Genomic DNA, 21,080 nt, shown 5'->3' with positions numbered 1-21,080 from the left:
CACTTAACTTATGACTAAACCTTTAAACGTTATATTTGCCGGTACGCCAGACTTTGCCGCCCAGCATTTACAGGCACTAATTGATTCTCATCATAATGTTGTTGCTGTTTATTGCCCACCAGACAAACCCGCTGGTCGAGGCAAAAAATTAACCTCGTGCGCAACAAAATTATTAGCTTTAAGCCATAGTTTGCCGGTAGAGCAACCGGTTAACTTCAAAGAAAGTGCTGCACAAGCAACTCTTGCTAGCTATCAGGCAGATGTAATGGTTGTTGTTGCCTATGGCCTCCTACTACCAGAAGTTATATTAAATACCCCACGATTAGGCTGTATTAATGTGCATGGTTCAATTTTGCCAAAATGGCGCGGTGCAGCACCTATTCAGCGCGCAGTTGAGGCTGGAGATACCGAAACCGGCGTTACCATTATGCAAATGGATAAAGGGTTAGATACTGGCGATATGATTTTAATTGCAACATGCCCAATTACAATTGAAGATACTAGCGCCAGCATTTACGAAACACTTGCTCAATTAGGCCCTAAAGCATTACTCGAAACTTTAGCGCTAATGGCAACAGGACAGCACACTCGAACACCCCAAAATAATAATGAAGCAACCCATGCCGCTAAATTAAACAAAACTGAAGCTGAATTAGATTGGCAATTACCAGCGATTACCTTGCATAGAAAACTTAGGGCTTATATACCATGGCCTGTAGCACAGTTTACATATATCGACCAAAATAAAACCGAACATCGTACACGAGTATGGCAAGCAAGTGTTGAAAGAGTAGAACATAATAATACCGTTGGTACGATCCTATCTGCAGATAAAAATGGTATTGTTGTCGCTACTGCAAAATACGCACTTAGGCTTGAAATAATGCAACTCCCTGGTAAAAAAGCGCTACCCTGCCAAGATATTTTAAACTCTCGTGCGCAATGGTTTAAAATTGGCGAATCCATCAACGGAAACATACAATAATGGCACTCAATATAAGAGCCGCTGCCGCTAAGTGTATTTTCGCTGTTATTGATAAAGGGCGAAGCTTATCCGATGAGTTACCATTACAAATTAGTAAAATAGACCCCAAAGATAAAGCTTTATTGCAAGAGTGTTGCTACGGCGTATTACGTGTTCTACCTGAATTAGAGTATGAAGTTCGTTCTTTAATGGATAAGCCTTTAGTTGGTAAACAACGAGTAGCACATTTTTTACTACTCGTTGGGCTATATCAGCTAAAATATATGCGCATTCCTGATCATGCATGTGTTGCTGAAACAGTTGCAGCATGTCCTGCGTTAAAATGTAATCATTTAAAAGGGTTAGTAAATGCCATTTTACGTAATTTTTTACGTAAAAAAGCAAACGAAGACAACAGCACCCTACCTGATGCAATAAAATATAATCACCCTGGTTGGTTTATTAAAAAATTACAAATAGGTTACCCAAATGACTGGGAGCGTATTTTAGCCGCAAATCAAATAAAACCACCTATGTGGATCAGAGTTAACCGTCAACACCATAATATTAAAGAATATTTAGCCTTACTTATTGAGGCAGGTATTAACTTCTCTAACGTTGATGATAAGTCTGGCGCGATATTATTAACAAAAGCCGTTGATGTTTATAAACTGCCTGGGTTTGAGTTAGGGCATGTTTCGATACAAGACGGAGCAGCACAACAAGCGGCGGTATTACTTAACTGCCAACCAAATGATAATGTTTTAGATTGTTGCGCAGCACCCGGCGGAAAAACATGTCATATATTAGAACTTACCCCTGATATTGGTAAAATGACAGCTATTGATATTGAAGAAAATCGTTTGATTCGTGTACAGGAAAACTTAACTCGCCTAAATTTAACGGCAGAAGTTATTACTGCAGATGCGGCAAAACAAGACTGGTGGAATGGTGAAAAGTTCGACCGTATTTTACTTGATGCGCCCTGCTCTGGTACTGGTGTTATTCGTAGACACCCCGATATAAAGTGGCTACGTAAAGCCACAGATATAGATATTCTTACTAAGTTACAACAAGAAATATTGAAAAACTGTTGGTCTTTACTTAAACCCAATGGTACTTTGCTTTATGCAACATGCAGTATTTTACCCGAAGAAAACAGTCAGCAAATACAAGCTTTTATTAACCAAACAGCTGATGCTGAGTTAATACAAATTAATCAGAATCAAAGTATTGGCTGGCAGATACTATCAGGTGAGAACAATATGGACGGCTTTTATTACGCGCTAATTAAAAAGAAAAACCACAGTTCATGAAAATAATTATTATAGGTGCCGGACAAGTTGGCGGAACTTTAGCTGAGAACTTAGTCGGCGAAAAAAACGATATAACATTAATCGACATCAACAGTGAAACTTTGCGTGAGCTTCAAGATAAAATGGACCTGCGAGTAGTAACAGGTCAAGGTTCCCACCCTGATGTTTTAAAAAAAGCAGGCGCTGAAGATGCTGAATTAGTTATCGCGGTAACTAGCGATGATGCCACTAATATGATCGCTTGTCAGATATGCTATTCATTATTTCACACAGCAACAAAAATCGCCCGCATTCGCTCCTCTAAAATATTAAAATACCAAGAGCAATTATTTCAACCAGAAAACATTCCTGTTGATCATGTAATTGCACCCGAACAGTTAGTCACCAGAGATATAGCGCGCTTGATTGACTACCCTGGCGCTTTACAGGTGTTAGAGTTTGCTGAAGGTAAAGTCAGTTTAGTTGCGGTAAAAGCTTATTACGGTGGATTGTTAGTTGGACATGCCCTTTCAACCTTACGCGAACACATACCTAACATTGATACACGTGTAGCGGCAATATATCGAAATGGTAAACCTATTCGACCACTAGGTACTACGGTAATAGAAGCTGACGATGAAGTATTTTTTATTGCAGCAACAATTCATATTCGTGCCGTAATGAATGAACTTCAAAAGTTAGAACCCGCTTATAAAAAAATAATGATCGCTGGCGGCGGTAATATTGGTTCAGGTTTAGCACGCATGTTAGAGCATAACCATCAAGTGAAATTGATTGAGCGCTCACCTAAACGTGCAGCCTATCTCGCCTCTGAACTTAACGAAACCTTGGTTTTCGTAGGCGACTCATCAGATCAAGAGCTACTGATGGAAGAGCATATCGACCAATTCGATGTTTTTATTGCAGTAACCAATGATGACGAAGCTAATATAATGTCATCACTGCTTGCCAAGAGACTTGGTGTACGTAAAACCATGGTGCTAATTCAGCGCAGTGCTTACATCGATTTGGTACACGGCAGCAATATTGATATAGCTGTATCACCACAACATGCGACGATTTCAGCGTTACTTACCCATATTAGACGTGGAAGTATTAACAATGTCTATAGTTTACGAGGCGGCTCAGCTGAGGCTTTAGAAATTGTAGCAAAAGGAAATGAAAAATCATCTAAAGTTATTGGTAGAGCTATTTCTGAGATAAAACTACCACCAGGCACAACAATAGGGGCCATTGTTCGCGATAATGAAGTGTTAATCTCTCATTCTACTATGGTTATACAGGCTGAAGATAATGTTGTATTATTTTTAGTCAGTAAAAAGTATATACACGAAGTTGAAAAACTATTTTATGTAGACCCGCTAAAATTTTACTAATATTAACCATCAAAAAAGCCAACTTAACGTTGGCTTCTTGATAACTAATTAAGAGTTTACCCTTATTTTTTTCTTCTTAGCAAACCGACTAATGCTAAACCGAATAACGCTAACGTGCCAGTTTCAGGCACTGATACAGGGGGCTCACCTACCACAACACCGCCAACAGTGATTCCATCAAATGCCAAGCCCGACTGAAAGTCTTCATCATTCCAATTAGTTACACCAAATTCTAAATAAAAATTACCTGCTGAGGCAATTTTAAAGTTTGATTCAACCCAGCCAGTATAACCACAACCACTATCCCAGCAGTCCCCTGAACTCCCCCCTAAAGGACTCCATGTTGGCGCGCCGCTAATAATATCAACACTACCCGGTGTTAACGTTGCCTCAGGAAGTGGCATATCAAGACCTGGAACAATAGTACCAGTTTCTAGCGTACGGGCTGTAAAAAGCATCGCCACTTGGTTAAAAGAACTATCTAGCAGTCTTGCCCATGCATAATCAGAAAAGCCTGCACCATCTGAGGTTACATAATTAAAAAAGAAGTTAAGATCATCATTTGCATTTGCGGAAAATAATGATGATTGTAAAATTGTTCCTGTTGTTTCGTCAGTACCAATGCTTAAATTCGTATTATATTCACCGTTTTCAGTAGAAACCCAGCCGTAATTACCACCTATTGGTGAAGATGTTATATCGCCATCTGCACCTGATGTTCCACAATTACCTGTGCAACTCCAACCGCTTGGTATACCAGAGTCAAAAATCATTGATGCATTCGCAGCGCTTGATAGCAATGCTGTAGCAAACACAGCTCCAACAACTTTTAACGACGCTATTTTTTTTATATTCATAATACTTTTATCCTTTCTAGGTATTAACTCTATTACTTAAGCTTTACAAAGCAAAAAGCAAACCAAAATAAATAAACTATAAATAACAAGCAGATAAAAACATAAGAGGCCTAAAACAAAATACAGTGTAAGAAAAGCTGACACTCTAAAGGGAAAACCACTCACTATAATCAATGCTTATTTCTAAGCCTTTAAATTATCGATAAATTGCATATATGGATAAGTTTAAGAAATAAAATAATTATGAGCGCCAAAAAGTAGGTGTAAATAACACCAATAACGTGAATATCTCTAATCGCCCAAAAAGCATCGCAATAATCAGTACCCACTTACTAAAGTCATTAATATCAGCAAAGTTTGCAGCCACAGCCCCCAGGCCAGGGCCTAAATTATTTAAACATGCAGCAACAGCAGTAAAAGCACTAATATCATCCATTCCTGCAGCAAGTAATAACAGCATACAAATAACAAATACTGCTGCATAAGCAGAAAAGAATCCCCAAATAGCTTCAACAACGCGATTAGGAAGCGCTTTGTTGCCTAGCTTTATCGTAAATATTGCCTTAGGGTGGACTAATTTATTAAGCTCTCGTAGACCTTGTAAATAAAGCAAAATTACACGAACCACTTTCATGCCACCGCCGGTACTACCGGCACAACCACCGACAAAGCTCGCAAAAATTAGCAATACAGGTAAAAGCGTTGGCCAGTCAGCAAAAGAAGTAGTCGCAAACCCTGCCGTACTGCCAATAGATACCGCTTGAAATAAAGCTAAGTCAAACGCTTCAAACCCTGATTCAGCCACACCACTTATAAGTAATACCACAAAACAAATTAAGGTTAAGCTGAACTGTATAGCCAAAAACACCTTAAACTCAGGATCGTAAAAATAATTTCTTAAAGAGCGACTTTTAACTACTGCAAAATGTAGGGCAAAGTTTACCCCCGCGATCAATAAGAAGAGAACGCAAATGAAATTAATCAATGGACTGTTAAAGTAGCCCATACTGGCATCATGTGTAGAAAACCCACCAATTGCGATAGTTGAAAACGAATGACAGATAGCATCAAACAAGCTCATTCCTGCAGCCCAATAACTAAGAGCACATGCAACGGTAAGCGTTACATAAATTATCCATAAATGCCTAGCAGTGTCTGCTATTCGCGGTGTCATTTTCGAATCTTTAACTGGCCCAGGAGTTTCTGCACGGTATAACTGCATTCCACCAACGCCAAGTATTGGCAATATAGCAACAGCGAGTACAATTATCCCCATCCCTCCAAGCCATTGCAACTGCTGGCGGTACCATAATACAGCGTGTGGTAAACCATCAATTTTAGTCAGTATTGTTGCGCCGGTAGTAGTTAAACCAGAAAAGGACTCAAAAAAAGCATCTGCAATAGAGAGATTTGGTGACTCAAGTAGCAATAAAGGCACTGCAGAAAAGCTAGCAAGTACAGTCCAAAAAAGTACAACAATTAAAAAACCTTCTCGTGCTTTTAATTCACCTTTTTCATTACGAAATGGGTACCAGCAAATAAGACCCGTGATTAAACAGAAAACAAATGACATTAAAAATGAAACACCGCCACCATCTCTATATATCAAAGAGATCATTGCAGGTACGAGCATAGTCAGGCTTAATAACGCAACCAATAAACCTAAAATTCGAACAATATTTTTAATTTGCACGGTTAATATTTCATCTTTTTCGATTATTTATCTTTAAGCACTAAAAGCCCTGACGATAAAGTTTGTATATTGCTTTTAAACTTAGCTACAGAGTTTTCAGGTAACGAAATTTCTAAATCAATTTCTGCTTGGTAGTCCTCAGACACTACTTTACCACCAAGCCTTTCAAGTGAATGTAATACATCATTAATGTGAGTATAGTGACATGTCAACGTTTTATGTACCATAGGAATTTTTGTTTTTGTTGGCAATAGGGTCAGCGCCTGTCTAACACTTCCCCCATAGGCTCTTTGAAGCCCGCCGGTGCCGAGCTTAGTGCCACCAAAATAACGAACAACCACAGCACACACTTCTCCAATGTCACTACCTTGTAAAGCTATTAACATTGGTTTCCCAGCAGTACCCGAAGGTTCGCCATCGTCAGAAAAGCCATAATATTGGCTGTCCAATGGATGAGCGCTCACAAAGGCATAGCAATGATGGCTAGCTTGGGGATGTAATTGTTGAATGCTTTTTACAAAGGTCTTTGCAGCCTCGTTAGACTGACAAGGTGATAGGTAGCAAATAAACCGGCTTTTATTAACAACCGTCTCATCTTCTACGCTATCAGCTGCAACTAGATAAGGTGCTAACATTAATAAATTAATTTAACGCTAAGTCACGTGTTATATTTTCATTATGAGATTGATGCACAATAACATTGTCTTCAATTCTAATGCCGCCAAAAGGTCTAAAGCTTTCAACTACTTCCCAATTGATAAGTTTTGTATGAGCAGAGTCTTTTAGATCTTTAAGTAGTGAATTAATAAAATATAGGCCTGGTTCAATAGTAAAAACCTGATTAGTTTCAACAACTCTAGAGGTTCTTAAAAAAGCATGTGCTTGTGGTGGCTTAACATGTGTTCCACGAGCATCGGCCATAAAACCGCCTACATCATGAACTTGTAATCCAAGGTGATGACCTAATCCATGAGGAAAAAAGGTACTTACGACGCCAGTTTCAACTGCGGTATCTGCATCCGTAGTAATAATACCAAACTCTTCTAATACTTTTGCTATTTGCTTATAGGCTTCTATATGTAAGTCTACATAGCTTTTTCCAGGCTTTAAACCGTCTACAGTTGCTAACATCAACTGGTCCATTCGAGCGATTAACTCAGAAAACCTATCACGTTTAAAGGAATATGTACGTGTTATATCAGCAGCATATCCATTAAAATTTGCACCAGCATCAATTAAAAAAGAGCGATGAGCCTGCGGTACACTTCGGTCTAAAGCGGTGTAGTGAAGTATTGAGGTATTTTCATTAAGTGCAACAATGTTGCCATACGGTGTTTCAGACTCTGTATGCGCAATTGCTTTCAAATACGCTTGTTGAATATCATATTCGCTTGCACCTGATAAAAACGCTAATCGTGCTGCTTTATGGCCAGAAACAGCTAATGCATTAGCTTTTCTTAAACAAGCAAGTTCGTACTGTGTTTTATAAGCTCGATGATAATGAATATAGTTAAGCAAAGGTTCAGAATTAATATTATCAAACCCTAACGCTTTTGCGACCTCTATATGCGCACCAATATAAGCAAAACCTTTTTTATCATAGGGGAGCAATTTCTCAACATCTGTGGCTTTAGTTAGCACTTTAATATCAAAGTAATCATTCCAATAACTATCCGTTAACGGAGTTACTTTATGCCAAAAATCAACGGGCTGATAATAAATTAATACAGGTTTATCTTCTCCATTAATCATTAACCAACAATTAGGAATATCAACGAGAGGCAGCCAATGTTTAAAATGGGGGTTAACTTTAAATGGATATGAGTTATCGTCGAGGAAAATTTTAATTTCTTGCCCAGAATGGATCACAAGCCCTTGTAAATTTTCGCGCTTGAGCGCTATTTTAGTACGCTGTTGCAGCTCTTGAATATGCGCTGGATATAAACTTGATAAACTTGTCATAAAATACGTCCACAAAAAATTTTTGCCATCATAACATAGCCCATTTTACACTTCAGTAGCTGTGTCAAAGCTGGGTGATATTCATGTTAATGAGCTTGTCGAAAATATGTACCGGTTGGCCTACTTTAGTTTGATAGATCTGTTCATACGCCATCACACTTTTCACATATTCACGTGTTTCATGAAATGGAATAGTTTCTATCCAAATATCAGCGGGTAAGTTATCAGCTGATTTTAACCAGCGCCCTACACGATATGGACCCGCATTATATGCTGCTGTAGCAAGAACCTGATTACCCCTATGTTTATCGAGTAATTTTTTTAAGTACTTTGTCCCTAAATTTATATTTTTTTCACTGTTAAATAAATAACTATTACTAATGCGCTTACGTCTGGTTAATTGTTTTGCGGTTGCAGGCATAACTTGCATTAATCCTTTGGCGCCAACAGGTGAGTTAGCATCACTCATAAAAGAACTTTCTCGACGGGTAATAGCAAATGCCCAGGCAGGACTAATAGCATACTTACTCGCATGAAGTGTAATCTCATCATTAAATGCCAGAGGAAACCTTAAATCTACGTCATCTAAATAACCCACCTGCGACAAAGCAAAAATAGCACGATCATACCAGCCTATTTCGTTGGCAAGTTTTGCTGCTACTAGCTTTTCTCTGTTATTAAGCTTACTCATCCAAAAGTTCCACTCTATTCTGGCATGATGGAAACGTTTTAAATGAAATAATTCAAAAGCACGTTTACCCGCTAAATGCTTGAATACTCCGCTTCGCTCAGCTTCGGAAATAGATATTGGCTTATTTTGATAATTTATCGGGACATTAATTACACTAGCAGCTAAAAAGCCATAATAATGGCGTGTTTCAGCTAAACTTTGTAATATCTTAATGCCTTCATCTGGTTTATTACTTTCCATTAAACTTCGAGCGTACCAGTATTTCCATTGACTCGTTTGTTGTTGAGATAAAGGAAAAGACTTCAATTCAATTTCAATTTTTGGCCAGTCTTGCTTACGTAATACATCAGCTATACGCCACTGGGAAATTCGACTCGTTAGATTGTCATCATCTATTTTTCGTAACCAATATTGTGCCTTTTCATGTTGTTTACTCGCCAGCGCTAATGAAAATTTTAATGCTATTTCTTGCTGTTGCTTATCACTAAATTTGAATACGTTATTTGCTTGTTCATAAGCTTTTAACGCCCTATTTTGATCGCGCCAAATAAAACGTTTAATACCATAAGCAAATATTTCAGCTTCTTTAGCTGACTTATTAGAAAAGTAAGTAGATTTAGCAACGATTGAAGGATCTCTACGTACCTTATGCCACAATTTACCAAGGTATTGCTCGTTTTTGGGAAGTAAATTAGTTAAATACGGAATTAATGTATGATTACCTCCATCAGCAGCCCTAGTTAATCGCTCCCAAATACGTTCATTAGTTCGGTATCCTGCCTTTTGCCACAAAGAAAATAACGGATCACAAATTTTTGGTTGAGACTTTCCAACAACCCATAGTGGGGTAATTTTAGGTAACACTTCATTTTTATCTGTCCCTAAATCCAACTTATAGCGATAATATTGACACGTTAATGTCACATCAGTAGTGGGCTGATAATATTCAACAAAAAGGCGTTTACGATTGTTTTTCTTAAGGTAGTAAAGCCATTTTTTTCGTAATGGCCAATCTAAAGGAGAGCCTTTATATTTAGTTAAAAACTCAGCGATTTCTGCATGATCAGAAAGCCTCATTTTGTACATTAATCGTTTCTGATCTAGATAAGGCTGTAACGGATAATAATGTAACTCGTTATAGAGCACCTGATAGTCATGAGAACTTGCGTCCCAAACGAGTCTATCAGCTTGTTCAAATTTATTTCTTAATAATAGCGATGCGTCAGGGTTTGCTACGACTGCAAAAGTCTGAAAAGTCAAAATAAAAAGTAGCAAATTAATTAAATTTTTAGACATATGTTCACCATTGAAATACATACTATAAGGTTATGCATCAGTGCATAACAAAGCAAGTGAATTGGTATATTATTATCGGTTTCTTTGATCTTTATCTGACGAATAAGTCTATTTGCACCACAATAGTTTCAAGCGTAAAATAAAACAAAAAAGGCATTTATATATGCATAAGTATTTATTTACCTCTTTGTTAATCTCCCTTCTTCTTATTTGTAAAGCCTATGGCCAAAATCTTCATAGTGTTGGAGCGTATTCAACTTTAAATACTCAACAAAAAGGTACACCTGGTATCGCATTAAAGTATCAATGGCAATACAACCCATCCTTTGCGTTAGAAGGGCTTTTGATTAACACCAACACTATTAACACTAATACCCACTCTAATACTACCAGTGGTAAACAATCTTTACTCAGTATTGGTGCTGTTTTTATAAAGGAATATAGTCCAAAGCTTTCAATAAAGTTTTCAAGCGGTGCAAGCTATGTATTAAAATCATCAAATGATTTATTTAGCGAAAAATCAAGTGTATCTCCCTATTTAACATTAGCGCTTGAATACAAAATCAACCAAAATTTACACCTTGAAGCTGGTCAAACTAGTTACTTTCAAAAACAGGTAATTGGTAGTAACCACAGTTTTTTTCTGGGCTTGAATTATCTATTTGGTACCACAGCCTCTTCGATTAAAGCGCATACTCGTATATCTAAACGTTCCATAGATAATATACCGACGTCGTCTGCCTCTGTCGTGTCATCAGCTATTAATAATCAATCTTTTAAGCAGGATAAACACAGTTGGGTTATTCAGCTAGGGGCATTTACCATCGAAAGTAATGCCGAAAATGTGTTACAGAATTTACAAGTAAACCCATATTTTACGCATTATAAGGTTGTTTTAGCTAGTGGTTTATACCGAATTTATTCACCAAGTTTTAATAGTTACATTGAAGCTCAACACATCAGTACTGACCTGAAACACAACCATAATATTTCTAATTTAATTAAACAACGTTAGAAAACTTTGTCTAACTTATTTTTCCGCGGTAAAATGTGTCGCTCATACATCCATCACCAATTAGATCATACTTTTTGTTAGTATGGTGTTAGCTCACTCGGGTAAAGACTTTGACTAGTATTCAAACACAATTTCAACAAGCTGATCATCAATTAGATACTTTAACCTTACGCTGTCCAGAACCCGTAATGCTTATACGAAAAAAAATACGTGAAATTAACACAGGTGATTTATTGTTGGTTGTTGCAGATGATCCTGCCACCACGCGTGATGTACCTAGCTTTTGTCAGTTCATGGAGCATACTTTACTCGCTAGCCAAACGAATACTAAACCTTATCAGTACTTAATTAAAAAAGGACAATAAAAAAGAGAAGCAATGCTTCTCTTTTAATATTAAAAATAGTAACTTAATTTAGCTTTGTAACACCGAAATATCGGCAATTGCTAGAAAGCTATTTCGAATTTGATTAAGTAATGTTAACCGATTAATTTTAACCTTCTCATCGTCTGCCATCACCATTACCTTGTCAAAAAACAGATCAATAGGTTGCTTAATCTCTGCTAACGCGGTTAATGCATCTTGATAGTTTTTCGTTTTCATCATTGGTAATAGTTTTTCACTTAAACGACTATAAACATTTGCTAGGTCACTTTCTGCTGAATCTTCAACTAAATTGATATCAAACGAGTCTGCTAATACTCCATCAAACTTTGCAAGAATATTACCCACCCTTTTATTTGCTGCCGCTAAAGCCTCTGCAGCGGGTAATGTTTTAAAGTGTGTAACCGCTCTTATCCGCTTGTCAAAGTCTAAAGGTTCAGTTGGTGCATTGTCTAGTACCGCTTGAATTACATCAATTGATATGCTCTGTTCTTGATAATGTGACTTATAACGTCCTAAAACAAAGTTTAATACTTGCTCTTTGGTATTATCATTACTTAGCTTATCACCATACAACTCAATGCTTTTAGACACTAAATCAGCAATATCTAAATCCAGTTCTTTTTCAATAATAATTCGAATTAAGCCAATTGCAGCTCTTCTTAATGCAAATGGATCTTTATCCCCCTTTGGAGGTTGATTGATTCCAAATATTCCCACTAACGTGTCAATTTTATCTGCTACAGCTACAGCACAGCCAATATTTGCTTGTGGCAAAACATCGCCTGAAAACCTTGGGCGATATTGGTCTTCTAAGGCTTGCGCAACTTCACTATCTTCACCATCATGTTCAGCATAGTATTTTCCCATCGTTCCTTGAACTTGTGGAAATTCTTGCACCATATCTGTCATCAGATCTGTTTTACTCAACAAGCCTGCTCTATAAGCTTGTTCCTGGTTTTCGTTAAGTAAACCTGCTACATGTTTACTGATAGACGCTATCCGTTCAGACTTTGCTTTAACAGTACCTAATTGTTTTTGAAACAAAACAGACTCTAAGCTTTTCAACCTAGATTCAAGCGCGTATTTTTTATCTGTTTTGTAAAAGAACTCAGCATCAGCTAGGCGAGGTCGTATTACTCTTTCATTGCCAGATATCACTTGCTCAGGTGCTTTGCTTTCTATATTGGTAACAAAAATAAATTGATTCAACAAATTACCTTTTTTATCACTCACTGGAAAGTATTTTTGATGGTCTTTCATTGAGTATATTAACGGTTCTGCTGGTACTTCTAAAAAGGCTTTATCAAAGCTTCCTATTAATACTACTGGCCACTCTACTAACGAGGTAACTTCCTCTAACAATTCATTATCAATTAATGCATGCCCTTGCAATTGTTGTGCAGCTTTCTTTATTTCACCTACTATCAACTTTTGTCTTGCTTGGTAATCTACCTGTACGTAGGCTTCATTTAATACTCTTTCATAACTATCTGCGGTTTCTAACTTAATTAACCCTTCATGATGAAAGCGATGACCTGTAACAACATTACTAGCCTCAACATTCAATATGTTAGCTGCAATAATCTCATTGCCGTACAATAGCGTTAGCGTATGCACTGGCCTGATAAATTGTGTCCTGCCACTGCCCCAACGCATCGGTTTTGGTATTGGTAGTTTACTCAATGCATTACTCACCATTTTTGGAAGTAATTCATGTATAGTTTTACCAGGTTGTAAAGCTTTATGTAAAAGCCATTCACCTTTATCTGTTGTTAAGCGCTCTGCCTGTTCAATGGTTATTCCATTAGACTTTGCCCAACCCATTGCCGCTTTACTTGGATTTCCATCTGCGTCAAAGGCAACATTGGTTGCTGGTCCGCGTTTTTCAATTTCTTTATCTTGTTGTTTACCCAACAATTTGTCTACTTTTACCGCCAAACGTCTTGGTGTAGCAAACCATTTAATATCGCCATAAACTAATCCAGACTCATCAAGTTGCTGCTGTATTTGTTGATAGAAGGTTATTGCTAATTTTTTCAATGACTTCGGAGGTAGTTCTTCTGTACCTAACTCAATCAGTAATGTTTCTTTTAACATTATTATTCCCCTGCCGCTTCTTGTTTACACAGCGGAAACCCTAACTGTTCTCTAGTATTGTAATATTCCTGAGCACAGGCTTTTGAAAGTGCTCTAACTCTTAAAATATAGCGTTGTCTTTCGGTCACTGATATTGCATGGCGCGCATCTAATAGATTAAAGGCATGAGATGCTTTCATAACTTGTTCGTAAGCAGGTAGTGCTAGTCCAGCTGCTATTAGCTTTTCACTGTCTTTTTCGCATTGGTCAAATTGAGTAAATAGTGCATCAACATCAGCATGTTCGAAATTATATTTTGATTGTTCAACTTCATTTTGATGAAAAACATCACCATAGAGTACTTTACCCATAGGTCCATCGGTCCAAACTAAGTCATAAATGCTGTCTACGTTCTGGATGTACATAGCTAATCTTTCTAAACCATAAGTTATTTCACCTGTTACTGGTGCACACTCCAAACCACCCACTTGTTGAAAATACGTAAATTGCGTTATTTCCATGCCATTTAACCAAATTTCCCAGCCTAAGCCCCAAGCGCCTAACGTCGGTGATTCCCAGTTATCTTCAACGAAGCGTATATCATGCACTAACGGATCTATTCCTAACTCCTTTAATGAATTCAAATACAATTCTTGAATATTTTTTGGTGAAGGTTTTAACATCACTTGAAATTGATAGTAATGCTGAAGACGGTTTGGGTTTTCACCGTATCGACCATCTGTAGGGCGACGACAAGGTTGTACATACGCACTACTCATTGGTTCAGGACCTACAGCTCTTAAAAACGTCATAGGATGGAATGTACCAGCACCAACCTCTAAGTCTAATGGCTGTATTATTACACAACCCTGTCTAGCCCAATAATCTTGTAACTGTAAAATTAACCCTTGAAAGGTTTTTATATTAAACGTATTCATGGTTACCCGTTATTTATAAATTTTTTGATATTATTACCGTTATTATAACGGTTGACGTTATTTTAGCCTAGTAGCTACTTCTAGTTTTTGAGTTTTTACTCAAATATAAGTTACTAAAATAAAAAACCCGAACATTTGATGTCCGGGTGTTTTTATTATTATTTCAGCACACTATATATCTAAATTAGCTACCTTCAATGCATTCTCTTCTATAAATGCACGTCGAGGCTCAACATGGTCACCCATCAGTGTAGTGAACAATTGATCTGCGGCTATAGCATCTTCTATTGTAACTTGCAGCATACGTCGTGTAGACGGATCCATTGTTGTTTCCCACAACTGACTTGGATTCATTTCGCCTAGTCCTTTATAACGTTGGATATATTGACCACGCTTAGACTCTGCCATTAACCAATCTAGTGCTTCAATAAAAGTACTAACTTGTTTAGTTTTATCACCACGCTTAACATATGCACCGTCTTCCATTAACCCGTTAATTGCTAGATTCAAGCTATTTATTGCAGCAAACTCTTCAGACTGTATAAAGTCATAACTACAATTGTAAATATTATCAATACCATGTTTACGAACGTTAAAGCTTGCATAATAGATATTACGTTCAGAATCATGCTTTACACTACCGTAGTAAATAGAGCCATTACCATCTTGATTCTGTAATTGGTTAACTAACTCATCAGCCCATTCTGTAACTTTTTCTTTATTAGAAAAGTCTTCTGGCGTTATTGTTAAACCGTAAACCATTTTCTCTAAAATATCTGTTGGTATTTGTCGAGATAAACGCTTAATAGTTGTCATGGTAGCTCTATACTGATTCACTAACTTTTCTAAAGCTAACCCTGAAATTGCCGGTGCTGATTCATTAACATGTATCTCTGCATTTTCTAAAGCTAATGATGTTAAGTATGCAGTTAAACCTTCATCATCTTTTATATAACGCTCTTGCTTGCCTTTTTTCACTTTATACAAAGGTGGTTGAGCAATATAGATATACCCTCTTTCCATTATTTCTGGCATTTGACGATAAAAGAATGTCAGTAGTAACGTTCTAATATGAGAACCATCTACATCAGCATCGGTCATAATGATAATGCTATGATATCTTAATTTATCAGGATCATACTCATCTCTACCAATGCCACAGCCCAAAGCGGTAATTAATGTGCCTACCTCTTGTGAAGATATCATTTTGTCAAAACGCGCTTTTTCTACGTTTAAAATTTTACCTTTAAGTGGAAGAATAGCTTGGTTTTTACGATTTCGTCCCTGCTTAGCTGAACCGCCAGCAGAGTCCCCTTCCACAATATAGAGTTCAGACAACGCCGGATCTTTTTCTTGGCAGTCAGCTAATTTTCCAGGTAAGCCTGCGATATCTAAAGCACCCTTTCGCCTTGTCATTTCACGTGCTTTTCGAGCGGCTTCACGAGCTCTTGCTGCATCTACAATTTTCATAATAATAGTGCGTGCTACAGCTGGTTTTTCTAATAAATATTCGCCAAGTTTCTCACCCATAGCTTGTTCAACAGCTGTTTTTACTTCTGATGAAACTAGCTTATCTTTTGTTTGTGAAGAGAATTTAGGATCAGGTACTTTTACTGAAATTACGGCTGTTAAACCTTCTCTAGCATCATCACCTGACGCACTCGTTTCAGTAGTGCCACCTTTCTTAGTTTTATTTAAACCTTCTTTAACCATGTAACTATTTAGCGTACGTGTAAGTGCTGTTCTAAAGCCACTTAAATGCGTACCACCATCCCTTTGGGGGATATTGTTAGTAAAGCAATGTATATTTTCTTGGAAACCATCATTCCATTGCATAGCAACTTCAACAACGATGCCATCATCTCTGGCAAGATCAAAATAAAATATTTCTTCATTAACTGGTGTTTTATTGGTATTTAAATAATCTACAAATGCTTGTATACCACCTTCAAAGTGAAAGTGATCTTCTTTACCCTCTTCACGCTCATCAATTAATCGAATTGATACACCAGAATTAAGGAAAGAAAGTTCTCTGATTCTTTTCACTAATAAGTCGTAATGAAATTCAATATCAGAAAAGGTATCACTGCTTGGCCAAAAACGAACTTCAGTGCCAGTTTTATCACTTTCACCTACTACAGCCAACGGAGCCTCAGGAACACCTGTTCGATATATCTGCTCAAATAGCTTTCCGTCTCTACGAATATTTAGTTTCAGTTTACTACTTAATGCATTCACTACTGAAATACCTACACCATGTAATCCACCAGATACTTTATATCCTGAATCCTCACCACCGAACTTACCACCAGCATGTAATACTGTCATAATAACTTCGGCTGCTGATACACCTTCTTCAGGGTGTAATTCTGTTGGAATTCCACGGCCATCATCTTTAACTGAAACTGAGCCATCAAGGTGAATTTTTATGGTTATATCATTACAGTGTCCAGCTAAGGCTTCATCGATAGAGTTATCTAAAACCTCAAAAACCATATGATGTAAACCAGTTCCATCATCTGTATCACCAATATACATACCTGGTCGTTTTCTTACTGCATCAAGACCTTTAAGTACTTTAATACTGGCCGAGTCATATTCATTTTCTATTGTCATAGCATTTAGCCTACTTACTTATTGCTGAAATCTTTCCATGTTTCACGTGGAACATATTATAATTATTATCACTCGGAATTATAGGTTCCAAAGCTTGATAATCTATTGCCGAAATAAAAATCTGGCAATTTACTTCACTTATCGATTGATAAAAAGCCATTCTAGAATGTATATCTAGTTCAGCACCTATATCATCTATCAGTAAAATTGGTTTTACTCGTTTAACTTGTTCAATTAATTTTGTTTGTGTAAAAGTTAAAGCCAGTAAAAACAACTTTTGCTGTCCCCGGGATAATAAATTTTCTACGGCTAAGCCTTTATATTGAAATCTTACATCGAAACGCTGAGCACCAAATAAACTATGCCCCTTTTCAAATTCTCTTTCTTCATTCTGTTTAAGAATTGTTAATAAATCTTTTTTACTATTCCACCCTTGTAAGTAGCTTACAGTAATATCATCTGTATAATCTGGTAACAGAATCTCAAGCCATTTGCTTAACTCATTTTTTATTTGATTTAAGTAATCATACCGTAACTGTGCAATTGTATTACAAATAAAACAAAATTGTTCTGTCCAATAATCAAACTGCTGTCCACGGATGTTTCTTTTTAAACACGCATTCCTCTGTTTGAGTATTTGTGTAAACTCTTTCCAAAGCTCTGAAAAATTATGTTTCACGTGAAACATACCTAAATCAACAAAACGCCGTCTTTCTCTTGGGCCGCCGAAAAACAACTTAAAACTTTCAGGCGTTATAATTTGTACAGCAATATTTTGTGCTAACTCAGAAAACTTTGAATGTTTAACTCCGTCTATTTTTATTTCTGTACTACCCGTTCGAGTATCCCTGAGCAAACCAAATCGTTTATTATCACAATTAAGTGCACTGACAACAAAATTAGTTTGGTCAAATTGAACTACATTTTCTGTCTTCGAAGTTCTAAATGACTTACCGTGACCTAAAAAGAAGATAGATTCTAGTAGACTACTTTTGCCACTACCATTTTCACCAATAAAAAAATTAAGATCAGGGTGAAGAATTAATGTTGCATTATCTAGGTTTCTAAAATTATTTGTGGTTAATTTTACTATACTCATTCATCATAAACGCATGGGCATAACAACGTACAAAGCTTCGTTAGATTCATCGCCTTCTATAACAACTGAACTATTAGCATCAGCTAGGGTAAACTTAACTTTAGAGTCTTTAATAGCACTCAAAACATCGAGGACATAATTTACATTGAAACCAATCTCAACTTCTTCGTATGGAAAGTCTATTTCAAGAATTTCTTCTGCTTGTTCTTGTTCAGGGTTATTAGCTGTAATTTTTAAATCAGTGTTAGAAAAGTTTAAACGCACACCTTTAAACTTTTCGTTTGATAAGATAGAAGCGCGAGAAAGTAATTGTCTTAAACTTTCTTTATCTGTATGAAGATATTTGTCGCCATTTCGAGGTAATACCCTGCGATAATCAGGGAAACGTCCATCGACTAATTTACTAGTAAAAGAAAATTCACTATCAATTATACGGATATGATTAGAGCCTAAATAAATCAAGATTTCTTCATCGACAGGGTCAAGTAAACGAATAATTTCTAAAATACCTTTTCTAGGCACAATAACTTGTCTGGAAGGCAATGCTAAAGAGTCATTATTTATCTTACAAATAGCAAGGCGGTGCCCATCAGTAGCAACCGATCTTATTTCGGAGCCTTCTGTTTCAATGGACATTCCGTTTAAATAATAACGAACATCTTGGTTAGCCATTGAAAAGTGGGTACTTTCAATTAACCTAAGTAATTCAGACTTGAGTAATTTAAATTCAACATCACCTGTCCACTGCTCAATATTAGGAAAATCGATAGCAGGTAAAGTTGATAATGAATACTTACTTCTATTAGAAGTAATTTTAATACTATCATTGTCGGTTTCGAAGGTAATTAACGCACCATCAGGTAGACCTTTACAAATATCTAGCAATTTACGTGCAGGAACTGTTACTTTACCATCATCTCCTTGGTTCTCTACGATAGCGTAAGATACCATTTCTAGCTCTAAATCGGTAGCCGTTAAGGTAAGTGACTGTTCACTAACCTCTAACAATATATTACCAAGTATTGGCAATGTACTCTTTCTTTCTACCGCGCCAGAAACAAGTAATAACGGTTTAAGTAATAATTCTCTATTGAGTGAAAACTTCATGTGAAACCTATTTAAATATGCCTTTTAAACTATGATGAAAGTGTACGTATTAAATTAGAATAATCTTCTTTTATATCGAGAGACTCTTCTTGGAGTGCTTTAACTTTTCTACAAGCATGTAAAACCGTTGTATGGTCTCTCCCACCGTAAGCCTCACCGATTTCAGGAAGGCTATGGTTGGTTAATTCTTTAGATAATGCCATAGCAACTTGCCTTGGTCGAGCAACAGATCTATTTCTTCGTTTAGAGAGCAAGTCAGACACTTTAATTTTATAGTATTCAGCTACTGTACGTTGAATATTATCTATAGTCACTAGTTTATCTTGTAAAGCGAGTAAATCTCTAAGAGCTTCTTTAACAAACTCAATAGTTATAGCCCTTCCAGTGAAGTTTGCGTTGGCAATCACACGGTTTAAAGCACCTTCTAATTCACGCACATTAGAACGTAATCGTTTAGCAATAAAGAAGGCTACTTCGTCAGCAAGGTTAATATGACTTTCTTGCGCTTTACGTTTTAAAATAGCCACACGAGTTTCAAGTTCTGGAGGTTCTATCGCAATAGTAAGTCCCCAACCAAAACGAGACTTTAATCTATCTTCAACACCATCTATCTCTTTCGGATAACGGTCGCTGGTTAAAATTATTTGTTGGTTGCCTTCTAGCAAGGCATTAAAGGTATGAAAAAATTCTTCTTGAGTACGTTCTTTATTAGCAAAAAATTGAATATCATCAATTAGCAAAGCGTCAACAGAACGATAATATTGTTTAAACTTTTCAATAGCATTATTTTGCAGTGCTTTAACCATATCTTGTACAAAACGTTCTGAATGCATGTAAGCTATTTTTGCATTAGGTTTATTGAGTAGAATACCGTTACCTACTGCATGTAACAAATGTGTTTTACCTAAACCAGTACCACCATAAATAAACAAAGGATTATAAGCAGTTCCAGGATTATCAGAAACTTGAGATGCCGCAGCCCTTGCTAATTGGTTAGATTTACCTTCAACAAAGTTTTCAAAAGTATATTTACCCCTGACATTGGTAGTCTTAGGTAAATTGGTTTCAGGCTCTTGACGCGGCTTATTGACCGGTGCAAACATCGAAGTAGCTGTAGAAGTATCTAAATTAGTTGGTGTATTAGGTATGCTACCAACATCGAATCTTAATAAAGGTGGGTTGCCGCTATCATCAAGAGTGACTAACTCATTAATTCTATTAACATATTTATCTCTAACCCAATCAAGAACAAAACGATTAGGTGCATATAATGTCATAATATTGTCATTAACAACGCATTGAAGAGGACGGATCCACATACTAAATTGCTGCGCAGGCAATTCTTCTTGTAAAATTGAAAGGCATCGTTGCCAAAGTGAATGATCCAAGCAAAAGCTCCTAGCAACAACACTACATAATAAGAAACATTACAATAAAAGTAGGTTGAGGATATATTAATTATTCTTTATTTTTGCTATTATCACCCTAGTTATCCACAACATCAATATTGACATTTTAAATTCTTGTATATATTTAAAAATAAATTGATCTAAGGCCTGTATCTATTGGATTAAAATAATATAAAAGAATATATTCTAGGCGAGAAAAGTGCTGAAAAATTGGTATTTAAACGAGTAAAATTGATAAATTTTATGGCTAGAAAAAAATAATTGTTAAAAAACTGTGGA

Annotated in this window: 16 protein-coding genes; 5 read left to right on the top strand and 11 right to left on the bottom strand. The window is 36.6% G+C overall.

Annotated elements, in window-relative coordinates:
* Nucleotides 1–10 precede the first annotated feature (10 nt).
* Genes fmt through trkA form a run of 3 tightly spaced genes read left to right on the top strand, consistent with a single transcriptional unit; the run spans nucleotide 11 to nucleotide 3,656 of the window.
* A complete protein-coding gene (fmt, locus tag QUD79_RS00080; protein WP_184424322.1) occupies nucleotides 11–985 on the top strand; it encodes a methionyl-tRNA formyltransferase in 975 nt (324 codons plus the stop codon).
* Complete coding sequence (rsmB, locus tag QUD79_RS00075; RefSeq protein ID WP_184424321.1) at nucleotides 985–2,280, top strand: 16S rRNA (cytosine(967)-C(5))-methyltransferase RsmB; 1,296 nt, start codon at nucleotides 985–987, stop codon at nucleotides 2,278–2,280. The genes fmt and rsmB overlap by 1 nt, the downstream gene beginning before the upstream one ends.
* Nucleotides 2,277–3,656, top strand: a complete 1,380-nt coding sequence (gene trkA, locus QUD79_RS00070) for a Trk system potassium transporter TrkA (protein ID WP_184424320.1) — start codon at nucleotides 2,277–2,279, stop codon at nucleotides 3,654–3,656. The genes rsmB and trkA overlap by 4 nt, the downstream gene beginning before the upstream one ends.
* Nucleotides 3,657–3,718: 62 nt before the next feature.
* Here trkA and QUD79_RS00065 read toward each other — a convergent pair whose 3' ends face one another.
* The 5 genes from QUD79_RS00065 to QUD79_RS00045 form a co-directional block, all read right to left on the bottom strand.
* Nucleotides 3,719–4,513: an NF038132 family protein gene (locus tag QUD79_RS00065; protein ID WP_221435178.1), complete on the bottom strand. Its 795-nt coding sequence runs from the start codon at nucleotides 4,511–4,513 to the stop codon at nucleotides 3,719–3,721.
* 241 nt (nucleotides 4,514–4,754) lie between these two features.
* Nucleotides 4,755–6,146: a TrkH family potassium uptake protein gene (locus QUD79_RS00060; protein ID WP_221435180.1), complete on the bottom strand. Its 1,392-nt coding sequence runs from the start codon at nucleotides 6,144–6,146 to the stop codon at nucleotides 4,755–4,757.
* 83 nt (nucleotides 6,147–6,229) lie between these two features.
* Nucleotides 6,230–6,841 (bottom strand): YigZ family protein, encoded by a 612-nt coding sequence (locus QUD79_RS00055; protein WP_184424318.1) that lies wholly within the window; start codon nucleotides 6,839–6,841, stop codon nucleotides 6,230–6,232.
* A 7-nt stretch (nucleotides 6,842–6,848) separates the two neighbouring features.
* Nucleotides 6,849–8,168 carry a Xaa-Pro dipeptidase gene (gene pepQ / locus QUD79_RS00050; protein ID WP_184424317.1) on the bottom strand — a complete coding sequence of 440 codons (1,320 nt, stop codon included), beginning with the start codon at nucleotides 8,166–8,168 and terminating at the stop codon, nucleotides 6,849–6,851.
* 64 nt (nucleotides 8,169–8,232) lie between these two features.
* Nucleotides 8,233–10,155 carry a transglycosylase SLT domain-containing protein gene (locus tag QUD79_RS00045; RefSeq protein WP_184424316.1) on the bottom strand — a complete coding sequence of 641 codons (1,923 nt, stop codon included), beginning with the start codon at nucleotides 10,153–10,155 and terminating at the stop codon, nucleotides 8,233–8,235.
* A gap of 163 nt (nucleotides 10,156–10,318) precedes the next feature.
* On the opposite strand from QUD79_RS00045, the gene QUD79_RS00040 reads away from it, so the two are divergent.
* Entirely contained in the window at nucleotides 10,319–11,170 is an 852-nt protein-coding gene (locus QUD79_RS00040; protein WP_184424315.1) for an SPOR domain-containing protein, read from the top strand.
* Between the two features lie 119 nt (nucleotides 11,171–11,289).
* Nucleotides 11,290–11,535: a sulfurtransferase TusA gene (gene tusA, locus QUD79_RS00035; RefSeq protein WP_184424339.1), complete on the top strand. Its 246-nt coding sequence runs from the start codon at nucleotides 11,290–11,292 to the stop codon at nucleotides 11,533–11,535.
* Nucleotides 11,536–11,583: 48 nt separating this feature from the next.
* On the opposite strand, the gene glyS is transcribed toward tusA, so the two are convergent.
* The 6 genes from glyS to dnaA all read right to left on the bottom strand — a co-directional run bounded on the left by glyS (nucleotide 11,584) and on the right by dnaA (nucleotide 20,780).
* Nucleotides 11,584–13,653 (bottom strand): glycine--tRNA ligase subunit beta, encoded by a 2,070-nt coding sequence (glyS, locus tag QUD79_RS00030; protein ID WP_184424314.1) that lies wholly within the window; start codon nucleotides 13,651–13,653, stop codon nucleotides 11,584–11,586.
* A gap of 2 nt (nucleotides 13,654–13,655) precedes the next feature.
* A complete protein-coding gene (glyQ, locus tag QUD79_RS00025; protein ID WP_184424313.1) occupies nucleotides 13,656–14,570 on the bottom strand; it encodes a glycine--tRNA ligase subunit alpha in 915 nt (304 codons plus the stop codon).
* Nucleotides 14,571–14,741: 171 nt separating this feature from the next.
* Nucleotides 14,742–17,186, bottom strand: a complete 2,445-nt coding sequence (gene gyrB, locus QUD79_RS00020) for a DNA topoisomerase (ATP-hydrolyzing) subunit B (protein WP_184424312.1) — start codon at nucleotides 17,184–17,186, stop codon at nucleotides 14,742–14,744.
* A 10-nt stretch (nucleotides 17,187–17,196) separates the two neighbouring features.
* Nucleotides 17,197–18,285 carry a DNA replication/repair protein RecF gene (gene recF, locus QUD79_RS00015; RefSeq protein WP_184424311.1) on the bottom strand — a complete coding sequence of 363 codons (1,089 nt, stop codon included), beginning with the start codon at nucleotides 18,283–18,285 and terminating at the stop codon, nucleotides 17,197–17,199.
* A gap of 3 nt (nucleotides 18,286–18,288) precedes the next feature.
* Nucleotides 18,289–19,392: a DNA polymerase III subunit beta gene (gene dnaN, locus QUD79_RS00010; protein WP_184424310.1), complete on the bottom strand. Its 1,104-nt coding sequence runs from the start codon at nucleotides 19,390–19,392 to the stop codon at nucleotides 18,289–18,291.
* 29 nt (nucleotides 19,393–19,421) lie between these two features.
* A complete protein-coding gene (gene dnaA / locus QUD79_RS00005; protein WP_184424309.1) occupies nucleotides 19,422–20,780 on the bottom strand; it encodes a chromosomal replication initiator protein DnaA in 1,359 nt (452 codons plus the stop codon).
* Between the last annotated feature and the right edge of the window lie 300 nt (nucleotides 20,781–21,080).

Source organism: Thalassotalea piscium, from assembly GCF_030295935.1.
In the GTDB taxonomy this organism is placed as follows: Bacteria; Pseudomonadota; Gammaproteobacteria; order Enterobacterales; family Alteromonadaceae; genus Thalassotalea_B; species Thalassotalea_B piscium.
Note: the sequence above shows the minus strand (reverse complement) of the source record. Positions and strands in the feature narration are given on the sequence as shown.